This window comes from Kribbella sp. NBC_00359 (assembly GCF_036097425.1).
Taxonomy (GTDB): Bacteria; Actinomycetota; Actinomycetes; order Propionibacteriales; family Kribbellaceae; genus Kribbella.
Genome location: NZ_CP107975.1, coordinates 5,882,209 through 5,907,537, shown reverse-complemented (window position 1 = coordinate 5,907,537; position 25,329 = coordinate 5,882,209). Strand labels below are relative to the sequence as shown.

The following is a 25,329-nucleotide window of genomic DNA, read 5'->3' as shown; positions in this document are numbered from 1 at the left end:
CGGCTGGCCGGCTACCTTGAGGCCGGCGGTGCCCGTAGCTGCGGTCAGTTGTGCAGGCGGATGTGCTCGTGGGTGATCTGCTCGATGTCGGACGCGGCGGCGTCGAGCAGCTCGTGCGCCAGGTTGGACAGCGCCCGCGCCGCGGCGAGTTCGTCGCCGATCTCGGCGATGTCGGTGTCACTCGGGTTCCGGTGGGCCGTGCCCCGGCCGACGAGTTGCGTCTTGTCGTCGGTGTGCAACCGGGCCTCCGCGTGGGTGGTCCGCTCGTCCTCGTGCTCGTCGATGAAGATCTCGACGCTCCAGTGCCTGCTCGCGATCATGATGCTCGCCCCTTCCGATCGATGGACCCCTCGAGGCCATCGTCCGCGGGTGCCGCGACGCGCACCAGGGCCGTCCGGTCCGCCTCGGCGGGATCTTCTGCCCTGTCGTACGGTCGCGAGCCGGCGTGTGCTGGAAGTGCAAGAAGGGAGCCGGCCATGAAAGACATCGAGAAAGCCCGCACACAGCGCGACGCGAAGCGCACCCTGGCCAGCCGGCGGACGACCGGATCGGCACACCCCGAGCAAAGCATCGTGCGCCACCTCGGCGTCGAGGTCTACCGGGAGAGCCACCGCCGTGACAACGCAGCGGATGAGTCGGAAGCGGACCCGCCGACCGAGCAGCCGCCTGCCCCTGAGTCCGGCCACGACGCCACTTGATCTCCCCGGTTCGCCAGGCCGGTGAGGGCCTCGCTCAGTTCACTGGGACCCGGGATCGAGCGGTGGCCGGAGTGCGCATCGCCCGCAGTGATGTGCCGATGCCGTAGGTGAGGAAGTGCCCTTCGGGGTGGATCTCTGCGAAGGAGGCGACGCGGCAGCCGTTCAGAGACCCTCGAGTGGGCCGTTCGGCGCCGTCCCTTGGGACCGATGGCCCTGGGCCGGTCGCGCCACGCCGGGCGACGATCGACATCTGACACTGGCCTGGAGGACCTCCGATGAACAAGTTCAGAGTCGACGACGTGGCGGGACGAGCAGTCGGTCCGCGGTCCGGTTCGCCCTGGGTGATGCTGGCAGTTGCGACCGTGGGGTTCGCGGTCAACTTCTGGGCCTGGGCGCTGCTGAGTCCGCTCGGACCGTTGTTCCGGACCCAGGGCACGCTCGGTCGGCTGACGGAGTCCGATGTCGCGCTGCTGGTCGCCGTACCAGTGCTGGTCGGCTCGCTCGGCCGCATTCCGGTCGGCGCTCTGACCGACCGGTTCGGCGGGCGGGTGATGTTCCCGCTGGTGACCGCCGCGACCATCGTGCCGATCCTGTTCATCGGCTTCTTCGGGCTCGAGTCGTACGGCGCACTCCTGGTCGGCGGGTTCTTCCTCGGCATCGGCGGCACCACTTTCGCGGTGGGCGTGCCCTTCGTGAGTGCCTGGTTCCCGCCGGAGCGCAAGGGTCTCGCGGTCGGCATCTTCGGCGCGGGCATGGGCGGTACGGCGATCAGCGCGCTGACCACCGTGAAGCTGTACAGCAATGCCGGCCACCGGGTTCCGTTCGTGATCACAGCCTGCGTCCTGGCCGGGTACGCCGTACTGGCGTGGCTGGTACTGCGGGACGCGCCGAACCGGCGCCCGGCCCAGGGATCGTTCGTGACCCGGCTGGTGGCGAACGCCAAGCTCCCGATCAGTTGGCAGGCCTGCATCCTGTACGCCGTGGCCTTCGGCGGCTATGTGGCCTTCTCGGTCTACCTGCCGTCGTACCTGAAGACTGCGTACGACCTGAGCGCCGCCGACGCGGCGAACCGGATGGCCGGCTTCGTCGTGGTCGCCGTCCTGATGCGACCGATCGGTGGCTGGCTGTCGGACCGTTTCGGGCCGGTGCCCGTTCTCGCCGGCTGCTACGCGATCGTCGCCGGGGGCGCGGCGGTCGCCGCAACCACACCCCTGCTCGAGCACGTCGGAACCGCGGCGTTCCTGTCCATGGCCGGCGCTCTCGGCGGTGGCAGCGGAGCCACCTTCGCGCTCGTTGCGAAGGTCACCGACCCGGCCCGGGTCGGCGGCGTGACCGGCCTCGTCGGTGCGGCCGGCGGCCTCGGTGGCTTCGTGCCCCCGCTGATCATGGGCTACGTCTACGGCCGCACCCAGTCGTACGGCATCGGCCTGACGTTGCTGTCGGTCACCGCGGCCTTGACGTTGCTGCTGACCCTGACGATCGTGAGAAGGACCGCCGACCCGACGCGTCACGAGCACCGCACAGCGACTAGCGAGGGAGCTGCATGAGCACTGGGGACGGCTCGAAGGACGCCTCGGGCATCGGCCTGGATGGCGGGCTCAGTGAGGCCCTGGTCCGGACTCGGCGCTACTTCACCAGGGGCGAGGTCTCCGACGACCTGCGCACCCTGCACAAGATCGGTGGCCGGAGCGCCGACGACTTCTACCGGGATCGCTGGAGTCACGACAAGGTCGTGCGCTCCACCCATGGGGTGAACTGCACCGGCTCCTGCTCGTGGAAGGTGTACGTCAAGGACGGCATCATCACCTGGGAGACGCAGCAGACCGACTACCCCTCGGTCGGTCCCGACAAGCCGGAGTACGAGCCGCGCGGCTGCCCACGGGGTGCCGCCTTCTCCTGGTACACCTACTCCCCCACGCGCATCCGCTACCCCTACATCCGTGGCGTGCTGCTGCAGATGTACCGCGAGGCCAAGTCCCGGTACGGCGGCGATCCGGTCGCCGCCTGGGCGCACATTGTCGACAATCCAACGCTCGCACAAAAGTACAAGTCCGCCCGTGGCAAGGGCGGACTCGTCCGGGCGACCTGGGACGAGGCCACCGAGCTCGTCGCTGCCGCGTATGTGCACACGCTGAAGAGGTGGGGGCCGGATCGCATCGCCGGGTTCTCGCCGATCCCGGCGATGTCGATGGTGTCGCACGCCTCGGGCGCACGGTTCACCTCGCTGATCGGCGGCACGATGCTGTCGTTCTACGACTGGTACGCCGACCTCCCGGTGGCGTCGCCACAGGTGTTCGGCGACCAGACCGACGTACCGGAATCCGGAGACTGGTGGGACGCCGGCTACCTGATCATGTGGGGCTCGAACCTGCCGGTGACGCGGACACCGGACGCCCATTGGATGGCCGAGGCGCGGTACCGCGGGCAGAAGGTCATCGCGGTGTCACCGGACTACGCGGACAACGTCAAGTTCGCCGACGAATGGTTGCCTGCGGCACCTGGCACGGACGGTGCGCTGGCGATGGCGATGGGACACGTGATCCTGAAGGAGTTCTTCGTCGACCGCGAGACGCCGTACTTCACCGGCTACGTCAAGGCTTATACCGACCTTCCGTACCTGGTCCGCCTCGACCAGGCCGACGGCAGCTACCGGCCCGGCAAGTTCCTCACCGCGGCCGATCTGCCCGGCCCCGAGGAGGAGAACGCCCCCTTCAAGACGGTGATGCTGGACTCGATCACCGGCGAGCCCGTCGTACCGAACGGATCGCTCGGCCACCGGTTCGGGGAGGCCGGTCAGGGCAAGTGGAACCTTGATCTGGGCACGGTCGATCCCGCATTGTCGATGGCCGGCGAGGACGCGGAGACAGTGCTGCTGCGACTGCCGCGATTCGACACCGGCAACGGGGCAGCCGGTGACCTGATGCGTGGCGTCCCGGCGCGGCGGATCGGCGGACACCTCGTCACGACGGTCTATGACCTGATGCTCGCCCAGTACGGCGTCGCCCGCCCCGGACTGCCCGGCGACTGGCCCAGTTCGTACGACGACCTCGCGCCGTACACCCCGGCTTGGCAAGAGCGCATCACCGGTGTCCCGGCCGCAGCGGCTGCCCGCATCGCTCGCGAGTTCGCACAGAACGCCGAGGACTCCCGCGGCCGCTCGATGATCGTGATGGGCGCCGGCACGAACCACTGGTTCCACTCCGACACCATCTACCGCGCGTTCCTGGCGCTGACCACGCTGACCGGCTGCCAGGGTGTGAACGGCGGCGGCTGGGCTCACTACGTCGGGCAGGAGAAATGCCGCCCGATCACCGGCTGGGCTCAGCTCGCGTTCGGGCTCGACTGGTCACGGCCGCCACGGCAGATGATCCAGACCGCCTACTGGTACCTGCACACCGACCAGTTCCGCTACGACCCGTTCGGCGCGGACACGTTGGCCGCGACGACGGGACAGGGACAACTGGCCGGGAAGACCACCGCCGACCTGATCGCGCTCAGCGCCCGGCTCGGCTGGATGCCGTCGTACCCGACGTTCAACCGCAATCCACACGACCTCGCCGACGAGGCGCACGCCGCGGGACGGCCGGTCGCCGAGCACGTCGTCGACCAACTCACGACGGGAGCGCTCCGGTTCGCCTGTGAGGACCCGGACTCGCCCGAGAACTTCCCGCGGATCCTGTCGATCTGGCGGGCCAACCTGCTCGGCTCGTCGGCCAAGGGCAACGAGTACTTCCTAGAGCACCTCCTCGGCGCGGGTTCGTCGCTACGAGCCGGCGAGGCGCCCGAGGGCAGCCGTCCGCGGGAGGTGGAGTGGCACAACGAGGCGCCGCGCGGCAAGCTGGATCTCCTGCTCACGCTGGACTTCCGGCAGACCAGCACGACACTCTTCTCCGACGTCGTCCTGCCGGCCGCGACGTGGTACGAGAAGCACGACCTCAACACCACCGACATGCATCCGTTCATCCACTCGTTCAACCCCGCCATCGCGCCGCCGTGGCAGACCCGCACCGACTGGCACGCGTGGCAGACGATCGCGGAGAAGTTCAGCGAGCTGGCCCAGCAGCATCTCGGCGTACGCCGCGACGTCGTCGCCGTACCACTCCTGCACGACACGCCGGACGAGCTGGCGAATCCGCACGGCATCGTTCGCGATTGGAAGGCCGGCGACTGCGACCCGATCCCCGGTGTCACGATGCCGAAGCTGGTGGAGGTCGAACGCGACTACGGTGCCGTTGCCGCCAAGATGTCGGCCCTCGGCCCGCTGATGGAGAAGCTCGGCGCGACGACCAAGGGCGTCACCTACGACGTGACCGAGCCGGTCGACTACCTGCGCGCGAAGAACGGCGCCGTCCGGGGCGGCCCCGCCGACGGCCGGCCGTCGCTGCAACGCGACGTCCACGCCTGCGAAGCGATCCTGGCCCTCTCGGGTACGACGAACGGCCGCCTCGCCACCGAGGGCTTCAAGACACTCGAGACCCGGGTCGGCAAACCACTGCACGACCTGGCCGCGGAGCACGAGGGCAAGCGCATCACGTTCGCCGACACCCAGGCCGCTCCGGTGCCGGTCATCACCTCACCGGAGTGGTCGGGCTCAGAGACGGGCGGCCGGCGGTACTCGCCGTTCACCATCAACGTCGAACGGCTCAAGCCCTGGCACACGCTCACCGGTCGCCAGCACTTCTTCCTGGACCACGACTGGATGGCCGAGCTCGGCGAGAACCTGCCCGTGTACCGTCCACCACTCGACATGGGCGCACTGTTCGCCGAACCGGAGATCGGCTCGGTCACCGAGCACGGCGTGACGGTTCGCTACCTGACGCCGCACAGCAAGTGGTCGATCCACTCCGAGTACCAGGACAACCTGTTCATGCTGTCCCTGTCGCGCGGCGGTCAGACCATCTGGATGAGCGACAAGGACGCCGCCAAGGTCGGCATCGCGGACAACGACTGGATCGAGGCGGTCAACCGCAACGGTGTCGTGGTGGCCCGCGCGATCGTCTCGCACCGGATGCCCGAAGGCACCGTGTACATGCATCACGCGCAGGACCGGCTGATCGACGTACCGATCGCGGAGACGTCGAAGAAGCGCGGCGGCATCCACAACTCGCTGACCCGGCTGCTGATCAAGCCGACACATCTGATCGGCGGGTATGCCCAGCTGTCCTTCGCCTTCAACTATCTGGGCCCGACCGGCAACCAGCGCGACGAGGTCACTGTGATCCGGCGGCGCTCCCAGGAGGTGACCTACTGATGCGAGTCATGGCGCAGATGGCGATGGTGATGAACCTCGACAAGTGCATCGGCTGCCACACCTGCTCGGTCACCTGCAAGCAGGCCTGGACCAACCGCCCCGGCACCGAGTACGTCTGGTTCAACAACGTCGAGACCCGGCCCGGCCAGGGCTATCCACGGACCTACGAGGACCAAGAGACGTGGAAGGGCGGCTGGACGCTCACCAAGCGCGGTCGGCTCACACTCAAGGCAGGTGGGCGGTTGAAGAAGCTGCTGACCATCTTCTCGAACCCGAAGATGCCGTCGATCCAGGACTACTACGAGCCCTGGACGTACGACTACGCGACGCTGACCGACGCGCCGGCCCAGCAGCACACGCCGGTTGCCCGGCCGAAGTCACTGATCTCCGGGCAGAACATGAAGGTGTCCTGGTCGGCGAACTGGGACGACGATCTCGGTGGCTCGGCCGCGACGGCAGAGCGCGACCCGGTGCTGAAGAAGGTCGGCGACAAGGTCAAGTTCGAGTTCGAGCAGACCTTCATGTTCTACCTGCCGCGGATCTGCGAGCACTGCCTGAACCCGTCGTGCGCCGCGTCCTGTCCGAGCGGCGCCATCTACAAGCGGTCCGAGGACGGCATCGTGCTCGTCGACCAGGATCGCTGCCGCGGTTGGCGGATGTGCATCTCCGGCTGTCCGTACAAGAAGGTCTACTTCAACCACCGCACCGGCAAGGCGGAGAAGTGCACGTTCTGCTTCCCCCGCGTCGAGGTCGGCCTGCCGACGGTCTGCTCGGAGACATGTGTCGGCCGGCTGCGGTACATCGGCTTGGTGCTGTACGACGCCGACAAGGTCCTGGCCGCCGCGTCGACACCGGACGAGCATGGACTCTACGAAGCCCAGCGGGACGTGTTCCTCGATCCCTCAGACCCCGAGGTACGACGCGAAGCCGAGCGGGCCGGGATCCCGCACGACTGGGTCGAGGCCGCTCGACGATCGCCCGTCTACGCGTTGATCAACCGCTACCAGGTCGCTCTACCGCTGCATCCGGAGTACCGAACCCTGCCGATGGTCTGGTACATCCCGCCCCTGTCTCCCGTCGTCGACGTCGTCAGGGAGACCGGCGAGGACGCCGAGAAACGGGAGAACCTGTTCGCCGCCATCGACGCGTTGCGGATCCCGATCGAGTACTTGGCCGAGTTGTTCACCGCAGGCGACGTACAGCCTGTCGATCTCGTCCTGCGCAAGCTCGCCGCGATGCGCTCGTACATGCGTGACATCAACCTCGGCCGCGACCCCGACGGCAGCATCCCGCACGCGGTCGGCATGACCGAAGAGGACATGTACGACATGTACCGCCTGCTCGCACTGGCCAAGTACGACGAACGCTACGTGATCCCACCGGCGCACGCCGAGCAGGCGCATGCGCTGGAAGAGTTGGCGACCGAGTGCTCGCTCGACTACGAAGGTGGTCCGGGCATGGGCGGATCCGGCCCGTTCGGCGAGGGTTCCGGCGTACCGACCCCGATCGCGGTCGAGAACTTCCAGATGCTGAAGGACCGGCAGACCGCCGACCGGGTGAACCTGCTGAACTGGGACGGCAAGGGCAAGCCGGACGGCCTCTTCCCACCGAAGGCCGATCAGCCATGAAGTACCCGAACCCGCAACTGGCCCCTCGCGATCTCACCATCGCCTGGCAGGCAGCATCGCTGCTGCTCGACTACCCCGATGGCGAACTGCTCTCACGACTGCAACTCATCCAGCAGGGAGCGGCCCAACTCCCCCGGACCGTCGGGGATCCGCTGCGCGCCACCGCTCAAGCGCTTGGATCCGAAGACTTGTCCGCGCTCCAGCAACGGTACGTCGACACGTTCGACAACCGGCGACGGCACAACCTCTACCTGACCTACTTCGCCCACGGAGACACCAGGCGTCGTGGAGTCGCACTCTTGCGCTTCAAGCAGACCTACCTGCGGTCCGGCTTCGTGCTGGACGATACCGAGCTGCCCGATCACCTCTGTGTGGTGCTGGAGTACGCGGCGACTGTCGACCAGCGACTCGGGTGGCGCTTGCTGATGGATCACCGCGCGGGTCTCGAGATCCTTCGGCTGGCTCTCGCGGAGGCCGGATCCGCCTGGCACGGCGCCGTACAGGGGATCACCGCGACACTGCCGCCGCTTGCCGGTGACGAACGCGCCGCGATCGACCGCCTCGCCGCCGAAGGCCCACCGCAGGAGGAGGTCGGACTCACGCCGTACGCGACACCGGCCTTCGACCCGGCGACCCAACCGTTGCCGATGCCAACGTTTCCGGGAGCACGCCGATGAGCGAGTTCCTGTGGGTGGTCTATCCCTACATCTGCCTGACGATCTTCGTGATCGGGCACTTCTGGCGCTACCGCTACGACAAGTTCGGCTGGACCACGCGGTCCTCGCAGCTGTACGAGAACAGACTGCTGCGCTGGGGCAGCCCGCTGTTCCACTTCGGCATCCTCGGCGTGTTCCTCGGGCACGTGATCGGTCTCGGCGTACCGGAGTCCTGGACCGAGGCGGTCGGCATCTCGGAGGGTCTCTACCACTTCCTCGCCGTCTCGATCGGCGCGATCGCCGGCTTCTGCACGGTCGCCGGCCTGGCCATCCTCATCTACCGCCGCCGCACGGTCGGACCGGTGTTCTCGGCAACCACCCGGATGGACAAGGTCATGTACCTGTTCCTCGCCACCGTCATCGTGCTCGGCCTGGTGAACACGGTGGTCGCGAACATCTTCGGCCACTACGACTACCGCGAGGGCGTCTCGGTCTGGTTCCGCGGCCTCTTCCGCTTCGACGTCCACCCCGACCTGATGGCCGAAGCTCCCCTCACCTTCCAGCTCCACGGCCTCGTCGCCATCACCCTCTTCGCCCTCTGGCCCTTCACCCGCCTGGTCCACGTCTTCAGCGCCCCGATCGGCTATCTGACCAGGCCCTACATCGTCTACCGCAGCCGCGACCAGCGGACCGCCACTCACTCTCCGCGCCGCGGCTGGGACAACCCCTGACGACCCCCGGCCCTGACGGCCGCCTCGCCTGGCTCACTCGCCACGACAGGGTCGGTCGTCCCCGCCGTGTCAGGACCTGCGGCTCTGGGTGGCGAGTGCGCCGCGGCAGAGGCTGGGAGCGACGGCGGAGGTGACGCGAGGTGAAGCGAGTCGGTGCCGGCCCACAGATCGTCCGAGGCAGTCTGGTGTTCAGTGCCGGATGTCTCCTACTCGGAATCGGGATCGGCCTCGGCCCGCCGTACCTGGCGAAGGCCGGCTTCCATCCCGTCACCGTCATCGGCCTCGCCGTACTGGCAGCCGGTCTGGCCGTGGTTGCTGTCAGCGGGGTGATCCTGATCCGCGCCGCCGGGAGCTGGCACCGCGTGCTGGCGGTGCCCGTCCTCCTCGCCGCGGTGGCCATCGCAGGGCTGACGATCGGTCAGGCGGTTGCGGCGACCACCGTGCCTCCGACGACCGTCGGCTCGACAACTCCGGCGGACCTCGGTCTGACGTTTACCGAAGTCACGTTCCCGACCGCGGACGGGGTCGAGCTCGCCGGCTGGTACATCCCGTCCCGCAACCACGCGGCCGTTGTCTTGCTCCACGGGGCGGGCTCGACCCGCTCGAGCGTGCTCGATCACGCTGTCGTGCTGGCGCATCACGGGTACGGCGTACTGCTCTTCGACGCGCGCGGTCATGGCCGCAGCGACGGACGCGCAATGGACTTCGGTTGGTACGGCGATCAAGACGTCGCCGCGGCCGTGTCGTTCCTCCAGACGCGGCCGGACGTCGATGACGAGCTCATTGCAGCGGTCGGGTTGTCGATGGGCGGCGAGGAAGCGATCGGTGCGGCGGCAGGTGACCGGAGGATCCGTGCAGTCGTCGCCGAAGGCGCGACCCATCGAGTACCTGCCGACCGAGCGTGGCTGTCCGAGGAATACGGCTGGCGCGGCACCCTGCAGGAGGGCCTGGACTGGCTGACCTACGGAGTCACGGGCCTGCTGACATCCGCGGATCAGCCGCCGGCGCTGCGCGATGCGGTCGCTGCGACCGCGCCACGAAAGGTGCTGCTCATCGCTGCCGGCGACCGTGCCGACGAGGGCAGCGCAGGCCGCTACATCCAGTCCGCGGCCGCCGGCAGCGTCGACTTGTGGATCGTCCCTGGCACCGGACACACCCAGGCTCTGCAAACCCATCCACGCGAGTGGGAACAGCGAGTCACCGCGTTCCTCGCAACCGCGCCAGGCGGGCGGCGCGGGCTTCCAGGTAGCGCTGTTCGGGGAGGCTAGTCGTACGTCGTGCGGCCTCCAGGTAGGACTCGCGGGCAGCTCGATGGTCACCTGCCAGCTCCAACAGATGCGCGCGTACGGCGGCGAGGCGGTGATGGCGGGCTACGCGCTCGTCCTTGCTCAGAGGCTCCAGAAGCTCAAGGCCTGCCGCGGGTCCATCCGTCATTGCGACTGCAGCTGCCTGGTTCAGAGTGACCATCGGATTGGGCGCGAGGTGGGACAGGACGCGGTACAGCGCGACGATCTGAGGCCAGTCGGTGTCCTCCGGACGTGCGGCTTCAGCGTGGACCGCGGCGATCGCCGCTTGAAGTTGGTAGGGACCGGGCAGGGATGAACTCAGCGCATGAGTGATGAGCGCGACTCCCTCCTCGATGGCAGTCTGGTTCCACAGGGTGCGGTCCTGTTCGGCCAGCGGCACCAATGCACCATGCGAGTTCGTGCGCGCCGCCCGGTGAGAGTCGGTGAGGAGCATGAGCGCCAGCAGACCGCTTACCTCGCCATCGTCAGGGAGGAGTCCGTGGAGCGCACGGACCAGCCGAATGGCCTCTGCCGTCAGGTCATCGCGCAGCAGGGCCGGACCACTTGACGCCGTGTTGCCCTCGGCGAAGATCAGATACAGCACATGCAGGACGGCGCGCAGTCGCTCAGCACGTTCATCGACGGGTGGCATCGCGAACCGTGCCCCAGTGGCCTTGATGCGTTGCTTCCCGCGGCTGATGCGTTGGGCCATGCTCGCTTCGGGAACCAGGAACGCGCGGGCGATCTCCGCCGTGGTGAGCCCACCAACAGCTCGCAGAGTGAGCGCGATCTGCGATGGCGCGGTGAGCGCTGGATGGCAACACAAGAACAGCAGCTTCAACGTGTCATCGCTCGACGGTGGTTCCTCGTCGGGCGCCGGTACGACGGCCGTCTCGAGCTCGCTCGCCATGATCGCTGCCTCACGATCACGGCGAGCGCGTTCGCTGCGCCACCAGTCGGTCAACCGCCGGCCCGCGACGGTGAGGAGCCAGGCACGTGGATTGTCAGGCATCCCGTCCCGTGGCCATTGGGTGGCGGCTGCCAGCAACGCTTCCTGGACCGCGTCTTCGCAGGCGTCGAACTGGCCGTTCCGCGCGACGAGACTGCCGAGGACCTGCGGCGCGAGTTCGCGCAGCGTCTCCGCGACCAGGACCTGTTGCGTCGTCACACGTCGGCCTCGGAATCGCTCATGATCGCGCGGACCTCCATCGCTCCACCCAGCCGCACGTCAGGCCAGCTCGCGGCGATTTCCGTGGCCCGGTCGAGGCTCTCACAATCGACCGTGAGATATCCGCCGAACTGCTCTTTGCTCTCCATGAACGGTCCGTCGGTCACGGCGGGAAGCCCGCCCTGCAGCTTGACGGTGCGTGTTGTGGACGCGTCCGCCAAGGCCTCACCGCCGACCAGTTCGCCCGACTCGCGAAGGTCTTGCATGATCGCGTCGACCTCGCCGAAGAGGTCGGTGCGCTCTTGCTCCGACAGCTCCGCGACGAACTCCGGATTGACGTAGATCAGCAGCATGTACTTCATGGTGTCTGCCCTCCCAGCCGACCGCGCCCCGCCGGCGCGACTCACCTGTTGGTCGTAGTCAACCAGGCATCCTCGACATCATCGCCCGGGATGATCTCAGCGTCGTCATCGGGCCCGTGTCGAAATCACGACGGCGTCTCCGACTATCAGCGAAAGCGCCGACTCATCGGGCGCTGTGACGTTCGTGAGAGGAAACGACATGAGTGATCTGCAGAAGCAGGTCCAGGTACTGATCGACGGCCTCGTCGAATCCGGGTCCGAGAACGGCGTACAGGCTGCCGTGTACAAGCGCGGCGAACTGGTGGTGGACGCGGTGGCGGGGGTCGCGGACCCCACAAATGGCCGTCCGGTTACGCCGGACACGCTCTTCTACGCCGCGTCGACGGTCAAAGGTGTCACCGCCACAGTCGTGCATGTCCTGGTCGAGCAGGGAGTGTTCGGCTATGACACGCGCGTCGCAGAGCTGTGGCCGGAGTTCGGTACGCACGGCAAGGAAAGCGCGACGGTGCGGCATGTGCTCACCCATTCCGCCGGGATTCCCGGCGTACCTGCGGACCTGACGCTGGAACGGTTCTGCGACTGGGAGGCGATGTGCGAGCTGATCGCGGATCTCGAGCCCTGGTGGACGCCCGGAGACAAGGTCGGGTACCACGCCGTCACCTTTGGGTTCATCCTCGGCGAGGTCGTCCGGCGGGCGACCGGCAAGGGAATCGCCCAGGTGCTCGCCGAGGAAGTCGCGGGCCCGCTGGGAGTGGCCGACGAGTTGTATTTCGGTGTGCCACCGTCGGCCCTGCCCCGGGTTGCCCGGTTCGAGGACGACCCGGCCGGCGCTGCAATGTTCGCGTCGTTGCCGCCGGATTTCCCGCTGTTCAAGTCTGGCCCACGCTCGCTGTTCCCGAATGCCGAGCTGGCCAATCGCGCCGACGTACTCACCGCGGACATCCCAGCCTGGGGCACACTGACCGCCCGCGGCATCGCCCGCATGTACGCGGCTCTCCTCGACGAGGTCGACGGCGTACGGCTGATCAGCCCGGACCGGCTGAGGGAGATCTCCTCCTTGGCGACCACTGGCAATGACGAGATGACCGGTGGCCCTGCCCATTACGGCCTCGGTTACACCGTCGGCTCGATCGGAGTGGCGCCGGCCGGCCCGACCGTGTTCGGGATGGTGGGGATCGGCGGCAGCGCGGCGTACGCCGATACAGCCACTGGCATCGCCGTCGCCGTGACCAAGAACCGGTTCAACCCGACAGAGATCAACGCCTACGACCAGGTGTACGACCTCGCGGTCAAGACACTCGCGTGACCGCGGCCTGGGTTAATGTGCGGCAATGGCGCAGGGGGAGATTGACAAGATCGCTCAGGAAACAGGATTCTCCGGTGTGGTCTGGATCGATCGGGCCGGCCAGATCGAGTTCGCGAAGGCCTACGGGCTGGCCAACCGTGCCTACCGCGTTCCCAACTCCCTGGACACCAGATTCGGCATCGCCAGCGGCAGCAAGGGGTTCACCGCCCTGGCGGTGCTCGCACTGGTGCATGACGGTGTGTTGGAGCTGAGCACAACCGCCCGATCCCTGCTCGGCAAGGATCTTCCGTTGATCGCGGACGACGTGACCGTCGAGCATCTACTCACGCACACCTCCGGCATCGGTGACTACCTGGACGAAGAGGCCGACACCGACATCACCGACTACGTCATCGGCGCGGCGCACGAGCTGACCACCACCGAGGCGTTCCTGCCCCTGCTCGACGGGCATCCCACCAAGTTCCGGGCCGGTGAGCGCTTCAGCTACTGCAATGGTGGATTCGTGGTCCTCGCCCTGCTGGCGGAGCGGGCCGGCGGCGTCGGATACCACGACCTGGTCCGGGAACGGGTCCTCCGCCCCGCCGGCATGACCAGAACCGACTTCCTCCGCTCCGACGAGCTGCCCGCTGACGTGGCCGTCGGTTACCTGCCAATAGAGGGTGTGGATCGCTCCAACATCTTCCACCTGCCGGTGCTGGCCACCGGCGATGGCGGCATCCACACGACCGCCGCCGACATCTCCACCTTCTGGCGTGCGCTTTTCGCCGGCGACATCGTGGAGTCCGTCGAAGAGGTCGTACGGCCGCGCTGCGACGTACCCGAGGAATCTAGGCGCTACGGTCTCGGCTTCTGGCTGCACGAGAGCACTGACACCGCGATCCTGACCGGGTACGACGCCGGCGCGTCGTTCAAGTCCACGCACGACCCACGCACCGGCACCACCTGCACCGTGCTGTCGAACACCTCCCCTGGCGCCTGGCCCATCGCCCGCGCCTTCACACCTTGAGGACCGACACGTCGTCCTGGTGAACGGCTCCGTCAGCAGCACATCTAGAAGTCCGGTTGGTGACGACTGCGGTACTTGAGGAGTCCTTCGGTCCCGCGCAGGAATGTCTCACAGATGGGCTTCGGATCTGTCAGGCAGCCGGCGGCCATGGCGCCGTCTCGCAGCATGACGAAATGCCGGGCTGCGGGTTCGGGGTCGGGCTTTCCGGTTTCGGAGAAGAGCTCGGTCATCGTGGCCAGAAACCACTGCCGGTGCCTGAGGACCGCCTGGTGGACCGGGTGCGTCGGGTCGGGGTATTCAGCCGCCGCGTTGAGGAACGCGCACCCCCGGAAGCCGGGGCTCTGGATGTCGTCGGCGATGAACCGACCGACAGTCCGAACGACGTCGTCGGGGGACGCGTTCTGAGTCCGCGCGGCGTCCACTCGCGTACGGATTGCCTCGTCGGCCTGTGTCAGGTAAGTGACGACGAGGTCGTCCTTGCTCGGGAAGTGCCTGTACAGCGTGGCTCGTGTCACGCCGGCAGTAGCAATGATGCGATCGATGCCGACGGAATGAAGTCCTTCGGCGTAGAAGAGCCCGCTGGCCGTGCCGAGCAGTCGCGCTCGTGCTTCCGACATCCGCCTCTCCCCTTCGCGATCCTGCCGCAAGGTTAGCAGATAGAACGGTCGGTCTTGACATCCGTGAGCCCATCCGACAAGGTCAAGTAGACCGATCGTTCTTTCTACTCGGAGGAATCTGATGTCCAGTGCCATCGACGCCGGCGTCGTAGCCGACACCGCCAGCAGCACCAAGGAGCTGCGAAACCTGTACTACGGCCGCTTCGCCTTCGCCGTCATCTGGGCTGTCCTGGTCATGCTCACCGCTTCGACACTCAACCCGGCCAGCATCGCCCTCCTGGTGATCTATCCGCTGTTCGACGTGGCCGCGGCCGTGATCGACTTCCGTTCCTCGGGGACCACACGACCGCGAGCACCGCTGTACCTCAACATGGCACTGAGTCTGCTCACGGCGGTCGGATTGGCCGTCGCCATCACCTCCGGTATCCCGAGCGTGCTGCGGGTGTGGGGTGCCTGGGCAATCACCGCAGGCATCGTGCAGTTGATCGTCGCGCTCCTGCGCTACCGGCTCGGAGGCCAGTGGGCGATGATCCTCAGCGGCGGAATCTCCGTCCTCGCCGGCTCGAGCTTCATCCTGATGGCCGGCAGCCCGAAGGCGTCCGTCTCAGGCATCAGCGGATACGCGGTGCTGGGCGGCATCTTCTTCCTGATCTCGGCGATCCGTCTGCACCGCCTCGCAGTGAAGGCGAAGTGAGATGACGAACCCGATCAAGGACTCCACCTTCGACGTGGTGATCATCGGCGCCGGGCCGGTCGGTGAGAACGTTGCCGACCGGGCGGTGCAGGGCGGCCTGAGCGCGGCGATCGTGGAACGCGAACTCGTTGGGGGGGAGTGCTCCTACTGGGCCTGCATGCCAACCAAAGCCCTGCTTCGCGACGCAGCCGCGGTGCGGGCCGCTCGCGCATTGCCGGCCGCCGGTCAGGCAGTCAGCGGCAACCTGGACGCAGCAGCGGTGCTGGGCCGGCGTGACCGCTTCGCGTCGTACTGGAGTGACACCGGCCAGGTCGAGTGGCTCGAGCACGCGGGGATCGCCCTTGTCCGCGGCCACGGACGCATCACCGGCACCCGGACCGTCACAATCACCAACACCGACGGCACGACCACGGTCCTGCAGGCCCGCCATGCAGTCGTGATCGCCACCGGCAGCAGCGCCCAGCTGCCGCCCATCCGGGGACTGGCGGACGTGACACCGTGGACGAGCAGGGAAGCCGCGGCCGCGCGGGCCATCCCCGACCGGTTGGCGATCATCGGTGGCGGTGTCGTCGGATCCGAAATGGCCACCGCGTTCAACGCCCTTGGCTCGCAGGTGACACTCATCTCCCAGACCCGGCTGCTCCCTGGTGTGGAGCCCTTCGCCAGCGATCATGTGACCGCTGCTCTCCGAACGGCCGGCGTCTCGCTTCACCTGAACGTCGAGGCCACCGAGGCCCGACGGGACAACTCCGGCACCGTGCACCTCACTCTGTCCGACGGTCAACTCGTCGCGGCCGACGAAGTCCTCGTCGCCACCGGACGCACACCGAACACCAAGGACCTCGGCCTGGATCACCTCGGTCTCATTCCCGGAGACTGGTTGGACGTCGACGACGCTCTCGCCGTCATCGACGGCGACGGCAAGCCGGTCGACGACGGTTGGCTGTACGCCGCGGGCGATGTGAACAAGCGAGCCCTACTGACCCATCACGGCAAGTACCAAGCCCGCGCGCTGGGCGACGCGATCGCCGCGCGAGCCCGCGGCGAGAAGCCCGACCTAGGTGCATGGGGACGCCACGCGGTCACCGCCGACCAACGTGCCATCACGCGGGTGATCTTCACCGATCCCGAGGTCGCCGCCGTCGGCCTGTCCGCCGAGGCCGCATCGGCGGCCGGCATCGGCATCAGGGTCGTCGACCACGACCTCGGGGCGGTCGCCGGCGCAGCGTTGCATGCCGACGGGTACCGCGGCCAGGCCCGGATGATCATCAACGCGGACCGCAACATCCTGATCGGCTTCACCGCGGTCGGGCCCGATCTCGCCGAACTGTTGCACGCGGCCACGATCGCCATCACCGCCGAGGTCCCGCTGGAGCGACTCTGGCACGCGGTCCCTGCCTACCCGACCATCAGCGAGATCTGGCTCCGCCTCCTCGAAGCCGACGGACGCGACCGCTAGATGTAGTGACCATGAGGGTTGTTGACGGCGTGGCTGCTTGAGATGTGGAGGGACCTCCGGCTGGGTGTGAGTTGCTGACGCCCACACCGCACAACCGGAGGTCTCGTGTTCCACCGTAATGCCCGGCTGACTTTGTATGGCCGCAGGTTGCTGATCGAGCGTGTTGTGGTCCAGGGCCGTCCGGTGGCTCATGTGGTAAAGGAGCTCGGGTGTTCGCGGGCCACCGGTTACAAGTGGCTGACCCGGTGGCGAACCGAGGGTGATGCAGGTCTGCGAGACCGGCCCAGCACGGCGTACCGGTTGCCCCACAAGACACCGCACGAGGTGGAGCAGCGAATCTGCCGGCTACGCGTCGAACGCAAACTCGGACCCCGCCGGCTGGCGCCCTTGCTCGGCGTCCCAGCCTCGACCGTGCACGCGGTCTTGACCAGGCACGGCCTGCACCGGCTCGCCTGGCTGGACCGGCCCACCGGCGAACGCATTCGCCGCTACGAACGCGACACTCCCGGCGAACTCCTGCATGTGGATGTGAAGAAGCTTGGCCGACTCCGCGACGGCGGCGGCTGGCGGGTCCTGGGCCACGACAGTCCCGAACACCGCCGGGCCCGCAACGCCCCACGGGTCGGGTTCGACTACGTGCACTGCGCCGTCGACGACCACACCCGCATCGCCTACGCCGAAATCCACCCAGACGAGAAGACCACCACCTGCGCCGGCTTCCTGCACCGCGCCGCAGAATACTTCGCCGACCTCGGCATCACCCGGATCGAACGCGTGATGACCGACAACGCCCTGGCCTACCGCCGCGGCCGCGCCTGGCAGCAAGCCCTGGCCGACCTCGGCGCCCAGGCCCGCTTCACCCGCCGCTACCGACCCCAAACCAATGGCAAAGCAGAACGCTTCAACCGCACCCTGCTCGACGAATGGGCCTACGCCCAGCCCTACATCAGCAACCAGCACCGCGCCGAGGCCCTACCCACCTGGCTCCACACCTACAACCACCACCGCAACCACACCTCACTCGGCGGCCAACCACCCATCACCCGCGTCAACAACCCTGCTGGTCATTACAGCTAGATCACCGCGCCCGGATCGACGAGTGCTGCGTCGAGGGTCTCGGCGAGCCGCGGCTGCGTCAGCCGATTCGAGCCTCAGCCCCAAGTGGCGCCGGCAGGCTCTCGGATGGTGGTGTTGAGGCGGTTGAACAGGTTGGTGATGCCAATCATCAGAATGACTGCGGCCAACTGCTGCTCGTCGAAATGGTCCGCCGCGTCCGACCAGATCTCATCGGTCACAGCCTCCGGGTGGTCCGCCAGCCGGGTCGCGGCCTCAGCCATCGCGAGGGCGGCTCGCTCAGCGTCGGTGAACAGGTCCGACTCGCGCCAGGCGACGACCTGGAGCAGCCGGTCGTCGGACTCGCCGGCCTTCCTCGCGCTCTTGACACCGGCGTCCACGCAGGGGCTGCAGCCGTTGATCTGGCTCGCCCGCAGATGCACCAGCTCGAGCGTGGTCTCCGGCACCCCGCCCTTGTGCATCGCCTTGTAGATGTTCTGGATTCCCGTCATCGCGTCCGGAAGCACGACGGCGGGGTTCTTCATTCTGGCAGTCATTCTGCAGTCTCCAATGATCAGTTTCAGTGTTTCGCCACACTGACGAATCCGCCGAGCGAAAGGTGACAGGAGCCCCATCAAGCCAGAAAGTCGAGCAAGGAACTTGCTACCAGATCGGGATCTTCTTCGCAGAGCCAGTGCAGGGCCTTGTCCACGGTGATGATGCCGCGGATGTCGGTCGCGATCTGGGGCAGCGTGTACTCGAACCACTGCCGGGACGTGGCTGCGATCAGCCCGAGCAGCGGCATCGTGACCTTGGCGTAGGTCTTCATGTCCGCAATGTCTTGGTGGACCGCCTGGTACCACCCGTTGGAGGCTCGGATCGCGTCCGGATCGTCGTACCAGGCGGTGTAGACCCTGCGATCGGCGTCTGTCACGTTGTTCTGGTTACGCAGGCCGATGCCGTAGTGCCAGTCGATCAGATATCGGGACCTGCCCTGCAGCAGCTGGCCGGGCAGCTCCTTGACCTGGTTGAAGGCCCACCACCACATGTGGACGCCGGCGCCGGGCTTGGTCAGCATCGGCAGGTCGTACAAGGTCTCGTCGGGGTGGAGGACATCGAGCAGCGCGACTCGCCGCGTAGCAGCTCCGTGGTTGGCCGCGAAGCTGAACGCGACCATGGCGCCGATGTCATGACCTGCGATGTTCACCTGCCGGTACCCGAGGCTCAGGACGAGCTCGTAGATGTCGCGTGCCATGGTCTTCTTGTCGTAGCCGCCCGCGGGACGTTCCGACGCGCCCATGCCACGGATGTCCACGACGATCACGCGATAGTGCCGGGCGAGCAGTGGCATCACCTTGTGGTAACTCCACCAGGTGGCCGGCCAGCCCGGCACCAGGACGAGCGGCTCACCCTTGCCGCCGGCAACATAGTGGAGTCGTACGCCGTTGACGCGTGCGAAGTGGCTGTGGAAATCGCCGTCCAGGCGGCCGGCCAGCAGCTCGTCGTCCATCGGCTTCTGCGGCCGATCCACAGCACCGACCGCTCGGCCGCTCGTCGATGCTGCTGCCAGCACCGCGCCCGTACCGAGGGTAAGGGCTCGTCTTCTGTTCATTTCCATCTCGGTTACTCCTGCTTGGGTCGTTGACTGGCGATGCCGGTCTCGCCGCGTTGACGCAGCCGGACCAGCGAAGGTGACATCGCCGATCGCCACTCCTGCAGGGATCCGGCCGCCATCAGTCACCTCACGCCGGTTTGATCCGTCAGCTCTGTGACAGCGAACGGAGAAGGGCGAACGATGGAGAAGCAAGAATTCCTGGCCGACGGCTTCGAGGCGCATCGGCCGCACCTGAAGGCGGTCGCGTATCGGATGCTCGGTTCGCTGAGCGAGGCCGACGACGCCGTACAAGAGGCGTGGTTGCGGCTGAACCGGACCGATACCAGCGATGTGCAGAACCTGGGCGGCTGGCTGACAACCGTGGTCGGGCGGGTTTGCCTGGATCTGCTCCGCAGGCGCAACACTCGTCGGGAAGCGCCGTACGAGGCACATCTCCCGGACCCGATCGTGAGCCGTCAGGAGACCGTCAACCCCGAGGACGAGGTCCTGATCGCCGATTCGGTCGGCCTTGCGTTGCTCGTGGTTCTGGAGTCGCTTGGCCCTGCCGAGCGGCTTGCCTTCGTCCTGCACGATCTGTTCGGCGTACCGTTCGAGGAGATCGCGACGATCCTGCAACGTTCGGTTCCCGCGTCCAAGCAGCTAGCCAGTCGAGCGCGCCGCCGCGTCCGCACCGCCGCACCGGCGCCCGATCCGGACCTTGCCCTGCAGCGCCGGGTGGTGGCGGCGTTCCAGGCCGCCTCGCGTGACGGCGACTTCGCCGCTCTGGTCGCGTTGCTCGACCCTGACGTCGTCCTGCGTGCCGACCGCGGCCTGGGCGCCGGAGCCGGCTGGACCGAGGTCCGCGGAGCTGCGGCCGTGGCTGATCAGGCCCTCACCTTCCGGCGGCTGTCGACGTTCCCGCTGCCGGTACTTGTCAACGGCAACGCCGGTCTGATCGCGGTGGCAGACGGACAGCCGATGGCGCTGATGAGCTTCACGATTACCGGCGGCAAGGTCGTCGCGATCGACATCCTGGCCGATCCCACTCGGCTGCGGCACCTCGAGATCGACGTCATCAGCGGCGAGTAGGACCACCCGATACCTCTACGCTGCCCGGTGCGTCAGTCCCGTCGCGACGTACGTTCCGCGGTCCCATTCAGTCACCATGCAGGTCACGAACCGTTTCACGATTCAGCGCCAACTGATGATCATCGTGGCCTGCAAATCAGCGGGTTCGAGTCCCTGGCGGCACACAAGAGCCCAAGTCACAGCATTGGCCTGGGTTTCTTCATGCCTACAGGTCACCCTTTACCCATCTCTTTGCCGTCGCAACGGCTGCAACGGGCCTGAGCCCGGTCGGAGGCCTGACATGTCGAGGCCACCACTGCCCATCGGAACCTGGGGAGGCATCTCCAGCCGGATCGAGAAGACCGACATGAACGGCAAGCCCGCCAAACACCAGTCGCAGACCAAGTTCCGCGACTGCGGAGCCAGTTCCGTCAACCCCGTCCGCGAGGTCGACGCCATCGAAGCCCTGCCCATGAATCCACCCCGCGCTCTGACCGGGCTCGGCACCGGCGGACCATCGCACATCCGCCCGGACCGACGCCGCACTGACCTTGTCGAAGTCGAGGATCGGGTGCTACTGATCTTCGGCGAACGCGCTCTTCGCGGCCTGGATGGCTGACATGGCTTTGGGCCAGCCCGCGTAGAACGCGAGGTGGATGATCGCCTCTTTGAGTTCGGTTTCGGTGAGGCCGTTCTGGCGGGCGAGGCGTAGGTGGTTGGGGAGTTGTTCGAAGCTGCTCGAGGTGACCAGGCTCGCGACGGTGATGAGGCTGCGGTCGCGTGGGGAGAGTTCGGTACGCTTCCAGACGTCGCCGAACAGGACGTCGTCGGTGAGTTCGACGAGCTTGGGGGCGAAGTCGCCGATGGCTCGTTGTGCTGGGGTGGATTCCTGCATGGTGATTCCTTCGGTCAGGCGTCGAAGTCGGTGCTGCGGCTGAGGGTTTCCCATGTGTCGGCCTCGGCCCGGAGTGCGTCGAGGGCGGCACGGAATCCGTCGGAGGTGTCGTTGCCGAGCAGCAGCATGTACGGCGGGGAGTCGGATTCGACAGCCTGGATCAGCGCGGCGGCGGCCTTGGCCGGGTCGCCCGGCTGTTTCCCGTGCCCGGTGCCGTGCTCTTTGCGGCGCTTGCCGGCGGTGTCGGCGTAGTCGGCGATCGGTACGGCGGACTGAGTCAGCGACCGGCCCGCGAAGTCGGTGCGGAACCCGCCCGGCTCGACGACCATGGCCGTGACGCCGAGCGGCGCGACCTCCTTGCGCAGCGACAAGGTGAGCGCCTCGATCGCGGCCTTGACGGCCGAGTAGTAGCCGGAGCCCTCGGGGCAGATCCGCGCACCGATCGACGAGAGGTTCACGATCGTGCCGGTGCGGCGGGCGCGCATGCCAGGCAGGACGGCCTTGATCGTGCGCACGGTCCCGAACACGTGGGTGTCGAAGAGACGCTGGACGGCGTCGTCCTCGCCTTCCTCGACCGCGGCGCGGTAGCCGTACCCGGCATTGTTGACGAGAACATCGACGGCGCCGAAACGCTCCTCCGCGGCCCGGACCGAGGCGGCGACCTGATCGTCGTCGGTCACGTCGAGCGGCAGAGCCAACGCGGTGTCGGGGTACTTGTCAGCCAGGTCCTGCACCGTCGCGACATCGCGGGCGGTGACGACAACGTCCTGCCCGCGAGCAAGCACGGCCTCGGCGAACGCGCGGCCCAGCCCGGTGGAGCAGCCGGTAATCAACCAGGTGGTCATGAGATTCCTTCCTGAGCACATCTTGGGAGTTGTCACCGCAGGCCGATCCGCCGCAGCCAGTCGGTGACTTGCGGTCGGGCCTGCTGGACTTGTTCACCGCGGACAGCCAGACCTTCGGCGATGCTAGCGCCGGCGCAGGACCGGGCGTAGTCGCGTTCGGTCGTGCCGAGGCCGCTCATGGCGTAGGTGGTGAAGGGATGGACTGTCTTACCGCTGAAGTCGAGCTTCTCGGTGAAACTGGTCATGATCATCGGAGCACGCCCGTTCCAGATCGGGTTGCCGAGGAGGACGACGTCGTACTGGTCGATCGCGGGTAGCGGGCTGGCGATGCCGGGGCGTGCGTCGGCGTTCTGCTCGCGGACGTTGCGGGCGACGGTGTCGTCGTACCTGTCGGAGTAGGGGTCGGCGGCCTCGATCCGGTGCACGTCGCACGGGATGAGGTCGGCGATCATGTTCGCGACGACCGCTGTGTTGCCGACCTGCAGCCAGGTGCGGCCGCCGTTGTCGTAGTTCTCACCGGCGCGGGAGAAGTAGGCCACGAGAACCTTGGGCACCGAGTGTGATTCTCCTTCCTGGGTGGCTCCGAGTTGTTGGCTGCAGCCGCCGAGTGCGGCAGCGATGCTGCCGGTCAGTGCGAGGCTGAGGAACCGGCGCCGCGGCAGGCTGTGGAGAGTCCTTGCCATGGGCAATCAGTTGATTCTGCGACTGCCGAGGGCACTGACCATGCCGGGGTCGCGGTGGTCGAAGAAGAGGCTGTCGCCGGTGTCGAGGGTGGCGATGTGCTTGAGCTGGTCGTCGGTGAGGGTGAAGTCGAAGATGTCGAGGTTCTGGGCCATCCGGTCGGGGCGGACTGACTTCGGGATGACGACGACGTCGCGCTGGACGAGCCAGCGGAGTACGACCTGGGCGACCGACGTGCCGTGCTCCTCGGCGATGGCGGTGAGGACGGGGTCGCTGAACAGGTTGTTGCGCCCCTCGGCGAACGGGCCCCACGACTCGAGCTGCACGCCGTGTTCGCGCATCAGTTCCTGGTCGGCGACGCGCTGGTGGAAGGGGTGGGTCTCGATCTGGTTGACCGCAGGGGTGATCTCGTTGTGTTCGATCAGATCGACGAGCCGGTCGGGGTGGAAGTTGGACACGCCGATCGCTCGGGCCTGACCTGCCTTGTAGAGGTCCTGCATGGCCCGCCACTCGCTGTAGTAGTCGCCGAGCGGCTGGTGGATCAGGTACAGGTCGAGGTGGTCGAGACCGAGCCGGCGCAGCGAGACGTCGAAGGCGCGCTTGGTGTCGTCCTCGACACTGCCGGTCGGGGCGTGCTGGATCCACAGCTTGGTGGTGACGAACAGATCGTCGCGCGGGAGACCGCTGGCCGCGATCGCGGCGCCGACGGCTTCCTCGTTGCCGTACGACGCGGCTGTGTCGAGATGGCGATAGCCGGCCTCGAGAGCAGCTTCGACGGCGGCCTGGGTCTCGTCTTGCGGGATCTGGAAAACGCCGAAACCGACGATGGGCATCGCAACCCCGTTGTTCAATGTGACGGTCTGCATGAGTTGTCTGCCTTTCACTTGGAGGAATGCTGCGGGGCGCGCAGAGTCAGGCTGAGCACGGCAGTGACGCCGAGGACGACCACGGTGGCGATCAGGCCGATCCGGAGTCCGTCCATGAACATGCTGTGCCCGGCGATCACGGCGCCCACTCCGGCGACGCCGAGTGAGCCGCCGAGCTGCCGGGAGGTGTTGAGTACTCCGGACGCCGTACCAGCGCCCTCGGCCGGAGCGTTGTCGATGACCAGGGACGCAATGGGTGGGACCGTGAGGGCGCCACCGACGCCGACCGGAACCATGGCCGCGGCCACCCCCCACACCGGAGCGCCGGCGGGAAGTTCGGCGATGACGGCCAGGCCGAGGCACTGCACCAGCAGGCCGGTCGTGATCAGTGCTCGGCTGCCGAACCGGGCGACCAGTGATGCTGCCTGCGAGCTGACGATCGTGACGAGCCCGGTCATGGGCAAGAACAGCAGCCCGGTCAGCAGCGCGGATGCGCCGCGTTGCTGCTGGAAGTAGAGGCTCTGGACGAACACGACACCGTAGAAGGCGGCCATCGAGGTGAACGCGATCGCCAATGCCACCGACAGCTGCCGCGAGCCGAACATCGCCAACGGCACCATCGGATACCGTCCCCGGGCCTGCGCGGCCAGGAAGACCCCGCCCGCGACGATCGCGGCGGTGACGAAGCCGATGATGAGCGGGCTTGTCCAGCCGCGGTCGCCGCCCTCGATGACGACGTAGCTGAAGGAGCCCAGGGCAATGATCGCCGACACCTGGCCGACGACATCGAACCGGACCTTCCGCCGCGGCGATGCCGCGGTCCGGGACACACACAACAGCGCCACCGCCGCGACGGGCAGGTTCACCCAGAAGATCAGTCGCCAGTCCAGCAGCGTCAACGCTCCCCCGGCCAGTGGTCCCGCCGCGGCGGCGACCGAGCCGCCGACCGCCCACAGCCCGATCGCCCGGGTCCGCTGCCGGGTGTCGGCGAAGGCCTCCCGGATCAGCGCCAGCGACGTAGGCGTGACGAGCGCTGCGCCGGCACCCTGCAGCAGCCGGGCACCGATGAGCGTCCCGAGACCTGGCGCCAGACCACACACCGCCGATGCCACCGCGAACACGACCATGCCGATGCCGTACGCGTGGCGAGCCCCGACCAGGTCCGACAACGTCCCGGCGAACAGGATGAGCGCCGAGAAAGTCAGCGTGTAGCCGGTGACGACCCATTGCAGCCCGGACAGCCCACCACCGAACGTCGTACCGATCTGCGGCAGCGCAACGTTCACGATCTGGGCGTCGAGGGCGACCACGAAGAACCCCAGCATCGCCGCGCCCAGAGTGGCGAGCTGCCGACGATCGAAGGATGCCGCGGTCACGGGCGCGACGTAGGAGGTCATGGATCCAGCGAACACGCATTCGTGTCACAGGTGGGAGTGCCCGGTGTAACAGGTACCAGCAGACCCTC

At 67.3% G+C, this 25,329-nt stretch carries 25 protein-coding genes; 14 read left to right on the top strand and 11 right to left on the bottom strand.

The features are described from left to right. Positions 1-44: 44 nt before the first annotated feature. Complete coding sequence (locus tag OG876_RS28925; RefSeq protein ID WP_328519799.1) at positions 45-320, bottom strand: DUF1876 domain-containing protein; 276 nt, start codon at positions 318-320, stop codon at positions 45-47. 156 nt (positions 321-476) lie between these two features. Between OG876_RS28925 and OG876_RS28920 the strand changes: the two genes are divergently transcribed. The 7 genes from OG876_RS28920 (at position 477) to OG876_RS28890 (ending at position 10,232) form a co-directional block, all read left to right on the top strand. Next, a complete protein-coding gene (locus OG876_RS28920) occupies positions 477-698 on the top strand; it encodes a hypothetical protein (RefSeq protein WP_328519798.1) in 222 nt (73 codons plus the stop codon). Positions 699-973: 275 nt separating this feature from the next. Then, positions 974-2,245, top strand: a complete 1,272-nt coding sequence (locus OG876_RS28915; RefSeq protein ID WP_328519797.1) for an MFS transporter — start codon at positions 974-976, stop codon at positions 2,243-2,245. Further along, on the top strand, positions 2,242-5,949 hold the full coding sequence (locus OG876_RS28910; protein ID WP_328519796.1) for a nitrate reductase subunit alpha: 3,708 nt from the start codon (positions 2,242-2,244) through the stop codon (positions 5,947-5,949). The genes OG876_RS28915 and OG876_RS28910 overlap by 4 nt, the downstream gene beginning before the upstream one ends. Next, complete coding sequence (gene narH / locus OG876_RS28905) at positions 5,949-7,577, top strand: nitrate reductase subunit beta (protein ID WP_328519795.1); 1,629 nt, start codon at positions 5,949-5,951, stop codon at positions 7,575-7,577. Before OG876_RS28910 ends, narH begins: the two co-directional genes overlap by 1 nt. Next, on the top strand, positions 7,574-8,254 hold the full coding sequence (narJ, locus tag OG876_RS28900) for a nitrate reductase molybdenum cofactor assembly chaperone (protein ID WP_328519794.1): 681 nt from the start codon (positions 7,574-7,576) through the stop codon (positions 8,252-8,254). Before narH ends, narJ begins: the two co-directional genes overlap by 4 nt. Then, complete coding sequence (gene narI / locus OG876_RS28895; protein WP_328519793.1) at positions 8,251-8,964, top strand: respiratory nitrate reductase subunit gamma; 714 nt, start codon at positions 8,251-8,253, stop codon at positions 8,962-8,964. Before narJ ends, narI begins: the two co-directional genes overlap by 4 nt. A gap of 140 nt (positions 8,965-9,104) precedes the next feature. Further along, a complete protein-coding gene (locus tag OG876_RS28890; protein WP_328519792.1) occupies positions 9,105-10,232 on the top strand; it encodes an alpha/beta hydrolase in 1,128 nt (375 codons plus the stop codon). Here OG876_RS28890 and OG876_RS28885 read toward each other — a convergent pair. Both OG876_RS28885 and OG876_RS28880 read right to left on the bottom strand, forming a co-directional pair. Beyond that, positions 10,162-11,418 carry an RNA polymerase sigma factor gene (locus tag OG876_RS28885; RefSeq protein ID WP_328519791.1) on the bottom strand — a complete coding sequence of 419 codons (1,257 nt, stop codon included), beginning with the start codon at positions 11,416-11,418 and terminating at the stop codon, positions 10,162-10,164. The two genes, OG876_RS28890 and OG876_RS28885, sit on opposite strands and share 71 nt — an antisense overlap. Continuing rightward, positions 11,415-11,771 carry a YciI family protein gene (locus OG876_RS28880; RefSeq protein ID WP_328519790.1) on the bottom strand — a complete coding sequence of 119 codons (357 nt, stop codon included), beginning with the start codon at positions 11,769-11,771 and terminating at the stop codon, positions 11,415-11,417. The genes OG876_RS28885 and OG876_RS28880 overlap by 4 nt, the downstream gene beginning before the upstream one ends. 208 nt (positions 11,772-11,979) lie before the next feature. Here OG876_RS28880 and OG876_RS28875 point away from each other — a divergent pair, with 208 nt between their 5' ends. Both OG876_RS28875 and OG876_RS28870 read left to right on the top strand, forming a co-directional pair. Then, on the top strand, positions 11,980-13,086 hold the full coding sequence (locus OG876_RS28875; protein ID WP_328519789.1) for a serine hydrolase domain-containing protein: 1,107 nt from the start codon (positions 11,980-11,982) through the stop codon (positions 13,084-13,086). A 25-nt stretch (positions 13,087-13,111) separates the two neighbouring features. Further along, positions 13,112-14,092, top strand: a complete 981-nt coding sequence (locus tag OG876_RS28870) for a serine hydrolase domain-containing protein (RefSeq protein WP_328519788.1) — start codon at positions 13,112-13,114, stop codon at positions 14,090-14,092. Positions 14,093-14,136: 44 nt separating this feature from the next. On the opposite strand, the gene OG876_RS28865 is transcribed toward OG876_RS28870, so the two are convergent. Then, a complete protein-coding gene (locus tag OG876_RS28865; protein ID WP_328519787.1) occupies positions 14,137-14,709 on the bottom strand; it encodes a TetR/AcrR family transcriptional regulator in 573 nt (190 codons plus the stop codon). Between the two features lie 121 nt (positions 14,710-14,830). On the opposite strand from OG876_RS28865, the gene OG876_RS28860 reads away from it, so the two are divergent. The 3 genes from OG876_RS28860 to OG876_RS28850 all read left to right on the top strand — a co-directional run bounded on the left by OG876_RS28860 (position 14,831) and on the right by OG876_RS28850 (position 17,939). Continuing rightward, positions 14,831-15,403, top strand: a complete 573-nt coding sequence (locus OG876_RS28860) for a hypothetical protein (protein ID WP_328519786.1) — start codon at positions 14,831-14,833, stop codon at positions 15,401-15,403. 1 nt (position 15,404) lies between these two features. Continuing rightward, positions 15,405-16,862, top strand: a complete 1,458-nt coding sequence (locus OG876_RS28855) for a dihydrolipoyl dehydrogenase family protein (RefSeq protein WP_328519785.1) — start codon at positions 15,405-15,407, stop codon at positions 16,860-16,862. Positions 16,863-16,967: 105 nt separating this feature from the next. Continuing rightward, positions 16,968-17,939: an IS481 family transposase gene (locus tag OG876_RS28850; RefSeq protein WP_328519784.1), complete on the top strand. Its 972-nt coding sequence runs from the start codon at positions 16,968-16,970 to the stop codon at positions 17,937-17,939. Between the two features lie 74 nt (positions 17,940-18,013). Here OG876_RS28850 and OG876_RS28845 read toward each other — a convergent pair whose 3' ends face one another. Continuing rightward, positions 18,014-18,472 carry a carboxymuconolactone decarboxylase family protein gene (locus tag OG876_RS28845; protein WP_328519783.1) on the bottom strand — a complete coding sequence of 153 codons (459 nt, stop codon included), beginning with the start codon at positions 18,470-18,472 and terminating at the stop codon, positions 18,014-18,016. A 77-nt stretch (positions 18,473-18,549) separates the two neighbouring features. Next, positions 18,550-19,527: an alpha/beta fold hydrolase gene (locus OG876_RS28840; protein ID WP_328519782.1), complete on the bottom strand. Its 978-nt coding sequence runs from the start codon at positions 19,525-19,527 to the stop codon at positions 18,550-18,552. Positions 19,528-19,710: 183 nt separating this feature from the next. Between OG876_RS28840 and OG876_RS28835 the strand changes: the two genes are divergently transcribed. After that, positions 19,711-20,598 carry a sigma-70 family RNA polymerase sigma factor gene (locus OG876_RS28835; protein ID WP_328519781.1) on the top strand — a complete coding sequence of 296 codons (888 nt, stop codon included), beginning with the start codon at positions 19,711-19,713 and terminating at the stop codon, positions 20,596-20,598. A gap of 280 nt (positions 20,599-20,878) precedes the next feature. After that, positions 20,879-21,196, top strand: coding sequence for a hypothetical protein (locus tag OG876_RS28830; RefSeq protein ID WP_328519780.1), 318 nt, complete (start codon positions 20,879-20,881; stop codon positions 21,194-21,196). Here the strand turns inward: OG876_RS28830 and OG876_RS28825 are convergent. The 5 genes from OG876_RS28825 to OG876_RS28805 all read right to left on the bottom strand — a co-directional run bounded on the left by OG876_RS28825 (position 21,152) and on the right by OG876_RS28805 (position 25,261). Continuing rightward, entirely contained in the window at positions 21,152-21,472 is a 321-nt protein-coding gene (locus OG876_RS28825) for a carboxymuconolactone decarboxylase family protein (protein ID WP_328519779.1), read from the bottom strand. The genes OG876_RS28830 and OG876_RS28825 overlap by 45 nt on opposite strands. Before the next feature lie 14 nt (positions 21,473-21,486). Then, a complete protein-coding gene (locus OG876_RS28820) occupies positions 21,487-22,317 on the bottom strand; it encodes an oxidoreductase (protein WP_328519778.1) in 831 nt (276 codons plus the stop codon). Between the two features lie 32 nt (positions 22,318-22,349). Further along, on the bottom strand, positions 22,350-22,871 hold the full coding sequence (locus OG876_RS28815) for a flavodoxin (protein WP_328519777.1): 522 nt from the start codon (positions 22,869-22,871) through the stop codon (positions 22,350-22,352). A gap of 135 nt (positions 22,872-23,006) precedes the next feature. Further along, the gene (locus OG876_RS28810; protein ID WP_442914033.1) at positions 23,007-23,864 is read right to left on the bottom strand and encodes an aldo/keto reductase; all 858 of its coding nucleotides are present in this window, start codon (positions 23,862-23,864) and stop codon (positions 23,007-23,009) included. Positions 23,865-23,878: 14 nt separating this feature from the next. Then, on the bottom strand, positions 23,879-25,261 hold the full coding sequence (locus OG876_RS28805; protein ID WP_328519775.1) for an MFS transporter: 1,383 nt from the start codon (positions 25,259-25,261) through the stop codon (positions 23,879-23,881). Positions 25,262-25,329: the final 68 nt, after the last annotated feature.

Bases quoted from the DNA above. Each gene is read 5' to 3' on its own strand.
- OG876_RS28925 (WP_328519799.1), bottom strand. From the start codon at position 320: ATGATCGCGAGCAGGCACTGGAGCGTCGAGATCTTCATCGACGAGCAC.
- OG876_RS28920 (WP_328519798.1), top strand. From the start codon at position 477: ATGAAAGACATCGAGAAAGCCCGCACACAGCGCGACGCGAAGCGCACC.
- OG876_RS28915 (WP_328519797.1), top strand. From the start codon at position 974: ATGAACAAGTTCAGAGTCGACGACGTGGCGGGACGAGCAGTCGGTCCG.
- OG876_RS28910 (WP_328519796.1), top strand. From the start codon at position 2,242: ATGAGCACTGGGGACGGCTCGAAGGACGCCTCGGGCATCGGCCTGGAT.
- narH (WP_328519795.1), top strand. From the start codon at position 5,949: ATGCGAGTCATGGCGCAGATGGCGATGGTGATGAACCTCGACAAGTGC.
- narJ (WP_328519794.1), top strand. From the start codon at position 7,574: ATGAAGTACCCGAACCCGCAACTGGCCCCTCGCGATCTCACCATCGCC.
- narI (WP_328519793.1), top strand. From the start codon at position 8,251: ATGAGCGAGTTCCTGTGGGTGGTCTATCCCTACATCTGCCTGACGATC.
- OG876_RS28880 (WP_328519790.1), bottom strand. From the start codon at position 11,771: ATGCTGCTGATCTACGTCAATCCGGAGTTCGTCGCGGAGCTGTCGGAG.
- OG876_RS28875 (WP_328519789.1), top strand. From the start codon at position 11,980: ATGAGTGATCTGCAGAAGCAGGTCCAGGTACTGATCGACGGCCTCGTC.
- OG876_RS28870 (WP_328519788.1), top strand. From the start codon at position 13,112: ATGGCGCAGGGGGAGATTGACAAGATCGCTCAGGAAACAGGATTCTCC.
- OG876_RS28865 (WP_328519787.1), bottom strand. From the start codon at position 14,709: ATGTCGGAAGCACGAGCGCGACTGCTCGGCACGGCCAGCGGGCTCTTC.
- OG876_RS28860 (WP_328519786.1), top strand. From the start codon at position 14,831: ATGTCCAGTGCCATCGACGCCGGCGTCGTAGCCGACACCGCCAGCAGC.
- OG876_RS28855 (WP_328519785.1), top strand. From the start codon at position 15,405: ATGACGAACCCGATCAAGGACTCCACCTTCGACGTGGTGATCATCGGC.
- OG876_RS28845 (WP_328519783.1), bottom strand. From the start codon at position 18,472: ATGACTGCCAGAATGAAGAACCCCGCCGTCGTGCTTCCGGACGCGATG.
- OG876_RS28840 (WP_328519782.1), bottom strand. From the start codon at position 19,527: ATGAACAGAAGACGAGCCCTTACCCTCGGTACGGGCGCGGTGCTGGCA.
- OG876_RS28835 (WP_328519781.1), top strand. From the start codon at position 19,711: ATGGAGAAGCAAGAATTCCTGGCCGACGGCTTCGAGGCGCATCGGCCG.
- OG876_RS28830 (WP_328519780.1), top strand. From the start codon at position 20,879: ATGTCGAGGCCACCACTGCCCATCGGAACCTGGGGAGGCATCTCCAGC.
- OG876_RS28825 (WP_328519779.1), bottom strand. From the start codon at position 21,472: ATGCAGGAATCCACCCCAGCACAACGAGCCATCGGCGACTTCGCCCCC.
- OG876_RS28820 (WP_328519778.1), bottom strand. From the start codon at position 22,317: ATGACCACCTGGTTGATTACCGGCTGCTCCACCGGGCTGGGCCGCGCG.
- OG876_RS28810 (WP_442914033.1), bottom strand. From the start codon at position 23,864: ATGCAGACCGTCACATTGAACAACGGGGTTGCGATGCCCATCGTCGGT.
- OG876_RS28805 (WP_328519775.1), bottom strand. From the start codon at position 25,261: ATGACCTCCTACGTCGCGCCCGTGACCGCGGCATCCTTCGATCGTCGG.